Here is a 14135-nt window from a genome sequence, read left to right as displayed (position 1 = left end):
CCCTGAACCCTGCAACTTTGTTTTTTTATTTATAGGGAAAACCAAACTCATCATTCGTATTAAGCAGCGATCAAGAAAATATATCATCATATTTTATGGGCTTTATCATGAAACACTAAAGAAAGGAAACCCAAAAATGATTCCTTTTAAAAATAGAGGCTCCACCCATGGTGAAGCCTCTTAAAAAAATTTAACGATATCCTCAATTAAAACTTATATGCTACGCCAACGCGGAAATCATTGGTTTTGTAACTCATTTCAAGTTTTTCCTTAGCAAAGTTCTTCTTCCCAAAATCGGAGTAGCGGTATTCAGCACGCACAACAACATTGTCCAGCATCGCAAAGTCAACACCACCACCAAGGGTGTAACCAATCATCGTCTTTATTTCATTGGTTAAATCCTTAGAAGAAATCTCGCTTCTGCTTTCACTCTTAACCGATACCGATACGGTATCTTGAAGCTGCGTATAAGCAATACCACCAGCAACATAAGGCATAAAGCGATCAGCGACAAAACCGATACGAACCCGTGTGGCACCAGCCCAATTTTGCTTTAAAGTATGGTCTAAAGCTTCAACTTCTTCCTCGAGACCAAGTTCAGAAACTGCCTTCTTTATTTCTTCTATAGCATAAACACCAGCATCATTCTTATACACATTCTGTGTACCATGTCCAGAAGAACCCAATGCAACATGTGGATGAGCTTTACTACCCTGCCCACCAGAATAACCAGGATGACCAGGACCATGTGGATTAACAGCACCACCCCCGTAATGACCACCACGATATCGACCCCCATGAGAATGACCGTGCCCATGATTCCCACTTGCCCCACCGGAACTACCTTGTTCTGAGCTAGATGATCCTGATACTTTTGCTGCTGATTCCGTTGACGCTTGTTTTTTCCCAGCTTGTTCTGATTGTTCATGTGCTGAATCTGATAAAGTTAAGGACGAAGCTCCTTGCCCGGCTGGTTTTTCTTCCGATTCTGCTAATCTTGCAAGCACTAATGGCTGTCTCTTTACTTGTATCTCTTGTGCTGCTTTTGGCGCTGCTGCTACCCTTCCTGTTCCTTGTACTGCCCCTGAAACCGAACTCACAGGCGCTGGTTTTGCAGATGCTGGTGTTCCTGCTCCTGGACCCCCTGCTGTTCCGGCTGGTTTTGTAGCGGCTGGCTTCGCAGGTGCTGGTGAAGTAGGAGTAAGTTCTGCTGATCTACGAGATCTTGCTACGATACCATCCACTGAAAAACTGTCAGGTACACCGATTGTTATGGTCTTTGTGTGCTTTTGACCAGACCATGTTAAATCTGTATCAATACCAAAAACAAAGTTATCACCAAGGTCAATATTGGAACCTGCATAAAAACCACCTTCAAACCCTGAAAGCTTAGGTGATAAATCTTTGCTCAGTGGTATAACCTTCTCTTCACCGGCAAGCCCCATGTCAGTTTTACTTGAAAAACCTCCAGCTTGGACACCAAAGTAAAAACCTGTCCATGTAAAAGCAGGTGCGACAAAAGCTGATGAAGAAACTGGTGCTGGTTTATGAGGAACCATGACATCCGCTGCATGAACCGCAGAAGCTGAAATCAAAGCAAAAATAGATGTTGTTATTAACCGTTTAGTGTTCATAAAAAAATCTCCAAATATCCAAAACGAATTGTATATAGTGTATCTATTTTGAAATATCTGTAGCAAAAATATCACATTCACAAAAAAAATAAAGGCCCCGTCTTTGACGGGGCCTGTCAGCAACTTAATTTCGTATTAACCGCTCAGCTTTGCCTGGAGCAGGCTTTGCACGAAATTAAAATACTTAAATTAGAGTTTGTAAGCGACGCCAACACGGAAGTCATTGGTTTTGTAATGAAATTCCTGTGTATCATCTACGACTTTCTTTTTACCAAAGTCTGAGTAACGATATTCCGCACGCAACAGAATATTATCTGTTACCGCAAAATCAACACCTCCACCAATGGTAAAACCAACCATTGTCTTACTGCGATCAGCAACATTTCCACCCTGAAGCAAAGTTACAGCAACTGTGCTTTTATCACCCTCTTTAGTGACCACCTTAGCAGCATTAGTTCTGGTTCCTCTTTTTCCTGAAATCGAATGAATCCCCTGCACTTGCGTATAGGCGATACCACCTGCGACGTAAGGCATAATGCGATCAACAGAAGAAAGACCAAGACGTATGCGTGTAGCACCAGACCACTTCTCTTTGTAAGTATAACTGTCTGTTATCGTGTCGCCGATTGCAAAAGCGCTTGCTTTTTCACCTTGTTTAAATACTCTGCCATCTGCGTCCGCCGTTAATTTAAGGGACTTATTAATAGCGTCAACATTCTTGTCACCTAGCTCTCTCTCTCCAAGCTCTTTTGTTTCTTTACGACCAGCCCAAACAGCATCTGTTTCAACACCTAAAATAAGCCCACTTCCGAGATCAATATTGGAACCCAGATAAACACCACCCATAAAACCTGAAGGGTTTGGCGTACACTCTTTTGTGAAAGTATCTTCACCAAATGCTGGATCTTTTATCTTGGTCTTGCTTGAAAAATTTCCCACCTGGCCACCGAAGTAGAAACCAGTCCAAGAAAATGTAGGGGCAGTAATAACCGCTGGTGCTGCTTCCCGATGAAAAATGACAACATCTGCAGCCTGCGCAGCAAAAGCTGAAATTAAAGCGATTATAAAAGCCGTCATTAAAGATTTTATATTCATAATTTTGCTCCTTTTAATAATCACTCGACCTTAGACACTTATGCAAAGAAAATATATAGTAAAAATGACACAGTCATAAGAAATATCAGGAAAATCATTCATTTTAAAAGTTATTTATTTTTAGAGGTTGAAAACGAATACTTATTTGGATAGAATATGAAAGAATAAAAAAGCCCCATCTAAAGACAGGGATTTTTACAATTTATCTTACATGTACAATTTAAACTTGCACGTAATAAGAGTGCGCTTTGTACTCAATTAAAACTTGTAAGCTACATCAACGCAGAAATCATTGGTTTTGAAATTATATTTTTCATTGTCTGTAAAAAATTTCTTTTTACCATAATCTGAGAAACGATATTCCACACGCAACAGAACATTGTCAGTCATTGCAAAATCAATACCACCACCAATGCCAACCATTGTTGCTGTTTCATACAATGTAGTTTTAGCAATTTTAGTTACAGCATTAGCACTCTCTTTATTTCCTTCTCCATAAGTAGCCTCTACCTGTGTATAGGCAACACCCCCAACAACATAAGGCATAATGCATTCAAGAAGTAACTAAACCGATACGCACGCGCGTAGCACCAGCCCATTTCTGTTTAAAACCAACAGCTTTGTATTCACTCACACTGGCGCTACCAAACGCAGCTGGAACGCCTGCACTCTTAACGAGTGTAACAGCATCTGTTTCACTTCCTTCCGTATCAGTTCCTGTTTCTGCTCCAGTACCACCTGCAGAATCATCTGTTATAGCAATTACTTTTACACCTTTTTTCCAGACCAGATCATATCTGTTTCAACACCAAAAACAAGATCATTTCCAATATAAAAATTGGATCCTGCATAAATACCACCAATAAAACCTGAAAGTTTAGGCTTCGAGCCTTTAAAAACTAAAGCATCTTGATCCTTATCTTTAAAGCCAAATTTACCTAAAGAACCACCAATCGGAGCACCAAGATAGAAACCTGCCCAAGAAAATGCAGGGGCAATAATAACCTCTGACGCTGTTTCCTGATAAGGAATGACCACGTCTGCAGCCTGTACTGCGGACGCTGAAACCAAAGCAATAACTGAGATTGTTATTAAAGATTTTATATTCATAAATTTTGTCCCTTATTAATTATGACGCAATACTGTACATCTATAAAAAAATCTGTAGTAAAAATGATACAAGCATAAGAAATATCAGAAAAATCACGCATTTTAGAAGTTATTTATTTTTAGAGGTTGAAAACAAATACTTATTTGGATGAAACATGAAAAAATAAAAAAGCCCCATCTAAAGACAGGGCTTTTTGTAATTTATTTTACATGTATAATTTAAGCTTACACATAATAAGAATGCGCTTTGTACTCAATTAAAACTTGTAAGCGACACCGACACGGAAGTCATTGGTTTTGAAATTATATTCTTTATTTTCTGCCAAAAATTTCTTTTTACCATAATCTGAGTAACGATATTCCGCACGTAACAGAACATTTTCAGTCATTGCAAAGTCAATACCACCACCAACGGTGAAACCAACCATTGTTGCTGTCTTATCAACTGCAACATCCTTCCCTGCTGCATAAACAGCATCTACCAGCGTATAGGCAACACCACCAGCAACATAAGGCATAATACGATCAATAGAAGAAAGACCAAGACGTACGCGTGTAGCACCAGCCCATTTCTGTTTAAAACCAACATCTTCTGTACCACCAGCACCAACATCAGCACCAGCATCAGCTCCAGCACCAGCATCAGCTCCAGCTCCAGCTCCAGCTCCAGCACCTGCACCAGCATCAGCTCCAGCACCTGCAGAATTATCTTTTATAGTAACCGCTTTTTTTCCAGACCAATTCAAATCTGTTTCAACACCAAAAACAAGACCATTTCCAACATCGATATTGGATCCTGCGTAAATACCACCAATAAAACCTGAAAGTTTAGACTTTGCGCCTTCAAAAATTAAAGTATCTTGATCCTTATCTTTAAAAGCAGCTTTACCTGAAGAACCACCAATCTGAGCACCAAGATAGAAGCCTGTCCAAGAAAATGCAGGGGTAGTAACAACTGCTGGTGCTGCCTCCTGATGAGGAATTACCACGTCTGCAGCCTGTGCAGCAGAAGCTGAAACCAAAGCGATAATAGAAGTTGTCATTAAAGATTTTATGTTCATAAATTTTGCTCCTTATAATTATGGCACAATACTAAACATTTATGAAAAAAAATCTGTAGTAAAAATAACACAGTCATATAAAATGAAGATCCCATTTAAAAATGGGACCTTGTGATAATTTTGTTTATACGAAAGCTTGTAAGTTATATAGATACGCAACTTGTTGAAATAATAGATAAATTACTTTATCATTTACGTATTTCTTTTCACAAAAATCAACATGTAGCAATATTCCATATATGTAAATAATATGAATTATGTGATAATATAGCCACAGAATATCACCACAACATCACTCAAAACGTGATTCTTCATCATTTATCTTACAAGAAATTAAAATTTGTAAGCCACACCAACGCGGAAATCATTCGTTTTGTAAGAAGTTTCGTATTTATCGTTTGAGAACTTCTTTTTACCAAAATCTGAGTAACGGTATTCCGCACGGACAATCACATTATTGGTCATTGCCAAATCAACACCCGCGCCAAGAGTGTAGCCGACAAATGTTTTTGCTTCATCAAACAAGTTACCAGAAACTTTGACTTTATTTGTATCTTTGTCTGTTATTGATACCGATGTGGTATCTTGAAGCTGTGTATAGGCAATACCACCAGCAACATAAGGCATAATACGTTCAGCCGCAAAACCAATGCGCACTCGTGTCGCCCCAGCCCACTTCTTTTTAAAAGTGAAACTGCTCGCACGCTTATCACTCGGCTGGATGGTTTTTTCACCAACATTAATACCAGCATTTTGCAGCATTTTTGTAATATAATTTATGTGCTCTGGAGAAATCACATATGCTTTTCCCGTCTTCGTGTCGCTTTTATTAGACCAAACGATATCTGTATCCACACCTAAAATAAGACCATTGCCAAGATCAATATTGGACCCCCCATAAATACCCCCCATAAAACCTGAAAGCTTCGGCAAAAAATCATCATATACCGGAATGTTTTTTCCGTTAGCAAGGATATCCATCTTTGTTTTGCTCGAAAAACCACCAATCTGACCCCCAAAATAAAAACCTGTCCAAGAAAAAGAAGGGATAACAACAACCGGTGCAACCGGTGCTGGATTTGGAGGCACAATAACATCTGCCGCATGCACTACTGAAGTTGAAACTAAAGCGAAAGCAGAAGCTGTTATTAACCATTTCATATTCATATTTTCTCTCCATAGCTGAATATTGAACACGCAACCTCATATAGAGCCCCACCTCCAGATATCTGTAGTAAAAATGATACAGTCATAAAAAAATACAAAACCTCTCGCCCTCCCTTAGTTTTTTATTGAAGAAAATTTGTAAGTTTTGACGTTAAGAATTGCTCTCCTTTCAGAATTAATGCTATTTTCCTCCTTTCCTCAAAATCTGAACACCATAAAACATATAGCATTCTCAACTCTCGCAAAATGCCCCCCTCAATTTGCGCAAATACACTTCTCACAACACCTCTAACTTTAAACATCACATGACAAGATACAGCAACTTACACTTGCAGATTTCTTCTTCTCTCTAAAACAGGAATTACACTAAAAATTACGAATAAATAGAACGAGGACTCTCTTTTTAAGATATTCTCCCTCCTTTAAGCTTCACTCCTTACCGAAAAGAAAATATATCTTTCAAAATCACCTACTTCACTGACTAAAAACTCATTGGACTTCTGCAAAACGGATTTGGTTGCCTTCCTTTTTTTACAGCTCTCTTACATCTTCTAGACGAAGATGACACAGATACCAACTCAACAGCTATTTGTTCGTGGACGTTATCAATAGAAGAAGACTCTTCTTGAAAAGCTTCAGACAAGATATTGCTAACCTTCTTAGCAAAAGAAAAATCTTTAGAAGGAATTGTTATGCCCTTTACTAACTTTTGAGAACCTAAAAGCGTAGATCCTTGTGCTGCAGAGATTGAAGCAAAAGTCGCGAAAGCTGTAATATAATATTTTATGTTCATAAATTTATCTCCATAATAAATATCCATAATGGATTTTATAATAGAGTACTCACTTTCAATTTCCATGAAAGTCCTTTAAAATAATTTCTGCGCTGTACGGTTATGACCACTTTTATCTTGCCATTTACGGATTTGTAATTGCCTCTCAATATAAGCCCTTTCACCTTTTTGAGATATTTCTCTGTAATCTTTACAAAATATTCATCAAAAATCACAATATCACACTACTTTGCACACTCGTGCTTCTCCCCCCATCTTATGATCCTTCCAGCTTTCAAAAGTAGCAAGATTAAAACTGGCAACTCTATTCCCTAAATTGAGGGGGGGACTGATTTTAGGATAAACCCAAGGCACACAGTCAAGCGACCTTATTGACACGAGTAACCATGATTGTGAACCTCTCTGCTGGTTTATGAAAATGGTTTCACACATACTAAAAATTCACACCAAATGTCGTTATCCTATGAAAAACGATACACTTAAGCGGTAAAAAATGCACCCTCTCCCCAAACAAGGCTTTGTAGTTCTTCAATTTTTTTCAATAAAGTGATACAAACATCATCGGCTTTATCATCAATAATACCACACCCAATGGAAAACCAATCACATGGACATTTATCAAAGCACTACTTATGAAAAGATCCATTCTCTATTGCTCAATATAATGACAACATATTGATTTTAATGATAATTTGTCTTTTCTCACCTCGAATCATAACCCCGAATATTGTAAGATCCTCGCATCTCAAACCACTTTGTGTTGAATCGATTTTGCTCACTTGGCTTGTACTTCATAAGCGGAATTGGTATGTGGATAAAAATTAGTAAAAAAAGAGGGAAAAATGCCTTTTATGAACCCCTTTCATGCAAGGGCTGCCGTAACATTGAGCGCTGATCAATAGAGTGATGGTACCGGTTTATCCCACAGTACTCCTATAGAAAACTTTCTCTGTAATATTATTTCTGCTAAGGTCTTTCTTCTCACAAAACTTTTTGTCTCTTTTAAAAACACTAAGAAAAACAGTTATAAACATAAAAATGTGCATATTTATAAGAGCAACTTTAATTGCGAAAGATCAAAAGAAACAGAACACAACAACTCTAGGCATCCCCCCATAACATTCTTCATCAAAAAGATTTTAGAAAAACAAAAATGGACAACCCCATATGTTATGGATATTTTATTTTGTTGCGTCCTTAATTTCCCCTTTTTTTTAAATTAATACATTCATTTGCAAAGATAATTTCCCTGTTTTTTGTTGAAAGAAAGCCATGAATACCTTCAGATTCCCTTATTTCAAACCTTTTTCATGGTGAAATACGATCACTCCCTTGTATGCTGTAAATGCAATAAGCGTGCAGATAATATGATTTTTAGAGAAAAAATAAAAATGTCTCTTAAAAATCGTTTCAATGCAAAAACGCGCGCAATTTAAGAATTAACAAAGAAAGTGTGGGCTTTTCTCTTCATAGAACAAGAAATATTACCCCCATGCCTCTATCACTCGATTGATTTCTTCTGACGAAGCTCCACCAGCCTTACCACAACAGACTTCATAGGTACCTACAGACAAGTTCTAAATTTTTCGCTTCATTACTCTTTTTACACTTGGTTGAGACAAAAGATAGAAATCAAACAGTATCGCATTTTATTTTTTGATATATGCTGTAAAATATTATCCCCCAAAACAGCATTTTACGGCATTATCAATAACTCCTCCTATTCTAATTTTAAAAAATTTGTAAACTTAGCTATGTGCAAAAATATCAACCTCAGACCATCCCAGAAGATCAAGCTTTGCTCTCATAGGCAAAAATTGGAAACATGCCTTTGCAACACTCTCTCGCTCTTCACGTTTTAAGCGTTCTTCAAAGATATCTTTTAAACGATGCAAATATAAAACATCTGAAGCAGCATATTCAATTTGTGCACGTGATAAAGTTTCAGCAGCCCAATCCGAAGACTGTTGCTGCTTAGAAATATTCACATTCAGCAATTCACCACAAACTTCCTTTAATCCATGACGATCCGTATAGGTACGCGTGAGTTTCGAAGCGATTTTTGTACAAAAAACCACATCTGGCATAACACCAAATGTATGTGCTAAAATAGAAAGATCAAAACGCCCAAAATGAAATATTTTGGTAATTGCCTTATCTTCAAGCAATTTCACCAAATTTGGTGCGCTCTTTTGCCCTTTAGCAATCTGTATAATATCAGCAGTTCCATCTCCAGAAGAAAGCTGAACAACACATAAACGATCGCGATGCGGTTGTAATCCTAAAGTTTCAGTGTCAATCGCAACAGAGCCGACTTGATAATTGTCTAAGTTTGGTAAATCACCTCGATGAACACGAATCTCAGCCATTTACCCTCCTATCTGCTAAAGCTGTAAGGATACGCGCCCAAGACCGCTGCCCTTTATGAAATGATTTTAAATTATACTTTTCATTCGGTGAATGAATACGATCATCTGCCAATCCAAAGCCGACCAAAACAGTTTCCATATCAAGAATTGACTGAAAATCTCCAACAATTGGAATCGAACCACCCATGCCGGTTAAAACAGCGGGATTGCTCCATTCTTGCGATAAAGCATCCTGTGCCGCCTTGATTAAAGGTGAATCATAAGAAAGCTGAAATGCTGGAGCAGAACCATGTTCTTTAAATGCAACGCTACAATCAGCGGGAAGTAGACTGCGTACATAATCACGAAAAGCTTGACGTATTTTCTCTGGATCTTGCTTATGAACTAAACGACAAGATACCTTTGCATTTGCTTGAGAAGCAATAACCGTTTTAAACCCTTCTCCCTCATAACCACCACTAATACCATTAATTTCTAGTGTAGGGCGCGCCCACACAAGTTCTAAAGTGCTGCGTTCTTTTTCACCTGCAGAAACAGAAAGACCTATGGGATTAAGAAAATTTTCAGCATTGCAATTAAGTGCATTCCACGATTGTAAAATATGAGGAGGTGTTTCTTCTACACCATCATAAAAACCAGGAAGTGTTACCCTGTTATTTTCATCGTAAAGTCCAGCCAAAATTCTCGTTAAAATACGAATGGGGTTGGCTGCAACTCCCCCAAAATACCCAGAATGCAAATCACGATCAGCCGCTGTAATAGTAACCTCATCTGCCATAATGCCTCTAAGAGCAATAGCAACAGATGGTGTATTTGCATCCCACATCGACGTATCACAAACCAACGCACAGTCAGCCTTAAGCTCATCCTTATTTGCTTTCAAAAAAGGAAAAAGAGAAGGAGAAGTACTTTCTTCTTCACCCTCAAATAAAACAGTAATTTTAACAGGAAGCTGCCCTGTCGCTTTTTTAAATGCGCGGCATGCTTCCACAAATGTCATGAGCTGACCTTTATCATCTGAAGCTCCGCGAGCAGAAATGACCTTTTCCCCATCTCTTTCTTTTAAAGCAGGTGTAAACGGATCATCCTCCCATAAACTTAGTGGATCGACAGGTTGAACGTCATAATGCCCGTAAAACAAGACATGCAGACAATCCTCTGAAGGTCCTGGATGATGCCCAACAACCATCGGATGACCTGATGTATCACGACGGGAAGCCTCAAAACCTATGCTTTTTAAATCTTCTACGAGCCAATCAGCGGCTTTACGACACTCATCCTTATAAGCGGAATCTGTTGAAATCGATTGAAAACGCAAAAGAGAAAAAAGACGTTCAAGACTCTTTTCTATATTATCATCAAGATATGTTAATACTTTATTCAGCATCAAAAAACCTCCCAATCCTTGTGTCATTATAGAAATGACTTTAAGCTTCTTATAGGATTTTGCAAGACACCTTATTCACTTTTGACACTCTGGACAGTAAAAACTTGACCGCCCAGACTGCAAAATACGTATAATGGGCGTTTCACATTGCAAACATTCCTCGCCTTCTCGTCCATAAACAGCAAAAGCATGTTGAAAATAACCAAGTGAACCATCTACATGCCTATAATCTCGTAAAGAAGATCCCCCAGAAAAAATGGCTTCAGCAATAACATCCCGTATATTCTGCGCTAAAGAATCTGCAGAGGCACGTGCGTGTACAGTTTTCAATGCTAAAGTAAATGCACCACGCTGTGGAGACAATCGACTACGCCACAACGCTTCACAAACATAAATATTCCCAAGGCCTGCAACAATAGACTGATTAAGTAAAACCCCTTTAAGGGATGTTTTTTTATTAACGAAGGACTCTTGCAAATAATCACCAGAAAACGCATTACTCATAGGCTCAAGCCCGAGCTTCTTTAAAAGCAGATGCTCATCAAGCCTGTTTGTATCGACTAAAAGCATGAATCCAAAACGACGGACATCATTATAAGTAAGATGATAAGCTCTACCATCCTTTGCTTGAATATCCATAACAAAGTGATCATGCTTGGCAATTTTTCCTGTAAGAGAAGACCTTTCTCTGGCAAAATCATCCTCTATGCGCCATGATCCAGACATTCCTAAATGGCTCAAAATCGTTTCATTCTGCGAAAGATGAAACAATAAATATTTCGCACGCCGACTAAGCTCTACAATCGTCTTTCCCACAAGTCGCTCACAAAATAAGTCAGGGAAAGGAAACCGTAAATCTTTACGATTAAGTGTAACAGACCTAATCTTTGCACCAGTGACAACTGGTTCTAACCCACGACGAACGGTTTCTACTTCGGGAAGCTCAGGCATTTACCTTCTTAAGAATTATGCGCATACGCATTATATGTATTCCAATAACGTATTTGAAAAATAATGATATTAAGCCCATTCCCCCTTACGGAATATTGGAACTCTCGTACCATCCTGCATAATGCCATCTATGTCGATTTCACCCGATCCAATCATCCAGTCGATATGAATCATACTTTTATTCCCCCCACGCATTACAATTTCTTCTGCTGTCAATGATTCTCCATTCAAGAAGCACTTAGAATAACATTGCCCTAAAGCAATATGACAGGCAGCATTTTCATCAAACAATGTATTATAAAAAAGAAGACCACTCTTAGAAATGGGTGAAGAATGAGGCACAAGAGCCACTTCACCTAATCGACTTGCACCTTCATCACTTTTCAAAATCTGTTGTAAAACTTCCTGCCCCGCTGAAGCACGTGCCTCAACAATACGTCCTGTTTCAAAACGTACTTCAATATTATCAATGAGTGCTCCTTGGTAGGAAAGCGGTTTCGTCGAACGAACAAAACCTTCAACCTTATGCGCATGAGGGGTGGTAAAGACTTCTTCTGTCGGAATATTAGGATTACAAAGAACTCCATTTTTAGCTCTTGAGGCACCGCCATGCCATTCATGATCATCTGCCAAACCAACCGTTAAATCAGTCTCTGGTCCTGTAAAATGTAAAGCAGAAAAACGCCGATCATTAAGCCAAGATGACCGTTGTTTCAAAGCCGCATTATGCACCAACCACGCCTGTACAGGATCTTCTTCTGTCACACGTGAAGCAGAAAAAATGGCATCCGCTAATTTCTTCATCGCCTCATTGAGCGGTAACGAAGGAAACATTGCCTCAGCCCATCCTGGTGTTGGATAAGCAACAATCGACCAATTTATAGCAAAATTTGATATTTTTTTAAGTGCCGGCTGATAAGCAACGGAAGTCGCCTTATTTAAACGCGAAACTTTATCAAAATCTTGATTGGAAAGCAGCAAAGGATTATCACCAACAATCGCTAAACGAGCAGCACCCTTTCCAAAAGCATTCGCCATCCCTTCATATAACCAAGAAGGTGCACAATCAAAACTAGAACTATGCGCATTTTCAAAACGTGTCAATGAGAGCACATCATCGCTAAAAAGTGGCGTAATAACACCAGCACCAACCTTATAAGCATGGTATGCAACACGCCGAACAAACGGTAATGCTGAGACTGGAGCCGTCAAAACGAGATCCTGCCCTTTTTGTAAATTCACCCCAACTTTAACCGTAACTTCTGCAAGATGGTTCAACATTTCAGGCGAAATGACCTCATGAATATCAAAGTTCATTACAAGATCCTTTTTTGATTTTGAAAAATTTACCAGCTTCTATGCCGCTTTTCCAACAATGCAACAACCGTATTTAACTGTTTTGATGAGGGCACAGTATACGCCATAATTGCCGTGCCTAGTTTTTCCTCTATACGATGAGGTGCCTGCATAGGAATGGGAACTTTATCAAGCTGTACCAGAGCAAAAGACCTCGTATACACTTTGTTCGACTGCGCCACTTTTACCGAAGAAGATGCATTTTGTTTTTCCTCTGCTTTTATTCCCTGACTTGTTGAGATTTCATCCATGAAACTCGGAACATTGCCTGCACGCTCTTGGGCAAAAGCATAGGCAACATCATAAGGACGATCGTTGGTAGGAACCTGAAGTAATCCATTACGAGAGCGCCTTTCATAAAAAGCATTTCCCCCTGCAACGCGAACATAATGCATATTTTTATAAGGAAATGATAAACCTGCGGTATGAAAAAACTTAGCGTGTTTAAGCTTCTTATCGCGTTTTCCGCGTAAAACAGCATCAGCGGCCTTTTGAGCGAGAGCAACAGAGGCGGACTCTCTCATAGGACGTGTTAAAACACCAGGAGCAAACTGCTTATACTGACCAACAACACCACAAATCGTTTTAGGATAAGCGCTTGAATTAACACGATTCATCACAACCGTTCCCACAGCAACCATACCTTCAAAGCTTGTACGATTTGATTCAAAATACATGGCCCGCACAAGGCATTGACGTTCTGTCAATGGATAAGTTACTGTTTTTGTTTCCTTATTATTATTTATTTTTTCAATACCAAAATGATTTGAAGTGCACCCCACAATAACAAACGGTATGAGACAAAAGCTCATAAAAACAGTCCAACAATTTTTTTTCATCTTATACAAAACATTCCTATGCCACTGAAATACCCAAAACTTGAACGCGTTTTAAATATATGTTCAAAGAAAGTATACGGTTAATTTTTACCACTTCGTAAAATTTTAATACAAGCAGTCATGAAAAGAGATTTATGCAAAAAAAAATAAAAAACTCTTAATTTACAGTTCAATATTATCATTATGAAGTGACAAACAGCACAGAGCGATACCTCTCGTCCCACTTCGATCATAAAAAACACCATGCCTCTGAAAGCTCTCTAACAATTCTAAATAAAAAATTAAAAGACGCGACATGTCTGCATCCCTATTGAGACTTCAACACACATATCCCTTATGTCACAAATTTTTAAAAATATCCCTCTCTAAAATA

10 protein-coding genes and 1 pseudogene are annotated in these 14135 nt (G+C 38.6%); all 11 read right to left on the bottom strand.

Features of this window, described 5'->3' with window-relative positions:
* Positions 1-206 precede the first annotated feature (206 nt).
* Positions 207-1634, bottom strand: a complete 1428-nt coding sequence (locus BN67_RS00680) for an outer membrane protein (protein WP_019222254.1) — start codon at positions 1632-1634, stop codon at positions 207-209.
* A gap of 189 nt (positions 1635-1823) precedes the next feature.
* Positions 1824-2729: an outer membrane protein gene (locus tag BN67_RS00675; RefSeq protein ID WP_019222253.1), complete on the bottom strand. Its 906-nt coding sequence runs from the start codon at positions 2727-2729 to the stop codon at positions 1824-1826.
* A gap of 258 nt (positions 2730-2987) precedes the next feature.
* Positions 2988-3839: pseudogene (locus BN67_RS15375) on the bottom strand (outer membrane protein).
* A gap of 257 nt (positions 3840-4096) precedes the next feature.
* Positions 4097-4900 carry an outer membrane protein gene (locus BN67_RS00665; protein ID WP_019222252.1) on the bottom strand — a complete coding sequence of 268 codons (804 nt, stop codon included), beginning with the start codon at positions 4898-4900 and terminating at the stop codon, positions 4097-4099.
* Between the two features lie 333 nt (positions 4901-5233).
* The gene (locus BN67_RS00660; protein ID WP_019222251.1) at positions 5234-6067 is read right to left on the bottom strand and encodes an outer membrane protein; all 834 of its coding nucleotides are present in this window, start codon (positions 6065-6067) and stop codon (positions 5234-5236) included.
* A gap of 481 nt (positions 6068-6548) precedes the next feature.
* A complete protein-coding gene (locus BN67_RS00650) occupies positions 6549-6926 on the bottom strand; it encodes a hypothetical protein (protein ID WP_019222249.1) in 378 nt (125 codons plus the stop codon).
* 1682 nt (positions 6927-8608) lie between these two features.
* Positions 8609-9229, bottom strand: a complete 621-nt coding sequence (locus BN67_RS00645; RefSeq protein WP_019222248.1) for a ribonuclease D — start codon at positions 9227-9229, stop codon at positions 8609-8611.
* A complete protein-coding gene (locus BN67_RS00640) occupies positions 9222-10616 on the bottom strand; it encodes a dipeptidase (RefSeq protein ID WP_026088079.1) in 1395 nt (464 codons plus the stop codon). Before BN67_RS00640 ends, BN67_RS00645 begins: the two co-directional genes overlap by 8 nt.
* A 75-nt stretch (positions 10617-10691) precedes the next feature.
* Complete coding sequence (mutM, locus tag BN67_RS00635) at positions 10692-11567, bottom strand: bifunctional DNA-formamidopyrimidine glycosylase/DNA-(apurinic or apyrimidinic site) lyase (RefSeq protein WP_019222246.1); 876 nt, start codon at positions 11565-11567, stop codon at positions 10692-10694.
* A gap of 69 nt (positions 11568-11636) precedes the next feature.
* Positions 11637-12884: an aminopeptidase gene (locus tag BN67_RS00630; protein WP_019222245.1), complete on the bottom strand. Its 1248-nt coding sequence runs from the start codon at positions 12882-12884 to the stop codon at positions 11637-11639.
* Between the two features lie 29 nt (positions 12885-12913).
* Positions 12914-13762: a cell wall hydrolase gene (locus BN67_RS00625; protein ID WP_019222244.1), complete on the bottom strand. Its 849-nt coding sequence runs from the start codon at positions 13760-13762 to the stop codon at positions 12914-12916.
* Positions 13763-14135: the final 373 nt, after the last annotated feature.

Source organism: Bartonella rattaustraliani AUST/NH4 (assembly GCF_000312565.1).
In the GTDB taxonomy this organism is placed as follows: Bacteria; Pseudomonadota; Alphaproteobacteria; order Rhizobiales; family Rhizobiaceae; genus Bartonella; species Bartonella rattaustraliani.
The sequence above is the reverse complement of the archived record's forward strand: the minus strand, read 5'-3'. Positions and strand labels throughout refer to the sequence as shown.

Coding starts and splice junctions, on each gene's coding strand:
- BN67_RS00680 (WP_019222254.1), bottom strand. CDS start 1,634: ATGAACACTAAACGGTTAATAACAACATCTATTTTTGCTTTGATTTCA.
- BN67_RS00675 (WP_019222253.1), bottom strand. CDS start 2,729: ATGAATATAAAATCTTTAATGACGGCTTTTATAATCGCTTTAATTTCA.
- BN67_RS00665 (WP_019222252.1), bottom strand. CDS start 4,900: ATGAACATAAAATCTTTAATGACAACTTCTATTATCGCTTTGGTTTCA.
- BN67_RS00660 (WP_019222251.1), bottom strand. CDS start 6,067: ATGAATATGAAATGGTTAATAACAGCTTCTGCTTTCGCTTTAGTTTCA.
- BN67_RS00650 (WP_019222249.1), bottom strand. CDS start 6,926: ATGGAAATTGAAAGTGAGTACTCTATTATAAAATCCATTATGGATATT.
- BN67_RS00645 (WP_019222248.1), bottom strand. CDS start 9,229: ATGGCTGAGATTCGTGTTCATCGAGGTGATTTACCAAACTTAGACAAT.
- BN67_RS00640 (WP_026088079.1), bottom strand. CDS start 10,616: ATGCTGAATAAAGTATTAACATATCTTGATGATAATATAGAAAAGAGT.
- mutM (WP_019222246.1), bottom strand. CDS start 11,567: ATGCCTGAGCTTCCCGAAGTAGAAACCGTTCGTCGTGGGTTAGAACCA.
- BN67_RS00630 (WP_019222245.1), bottom strand. CDS start 12,884: ATGAACTTTGATATTCATGAGGTCATTTCGCCTGAAATGTTGAACCAT.
- BN67_RS00625 (WP_019222244.1), bottom strand. CDS start 13,762: ATGAAAAAAAATTGTTGGACTGTTTTTATGAGCTTTTGTCTCATACCG.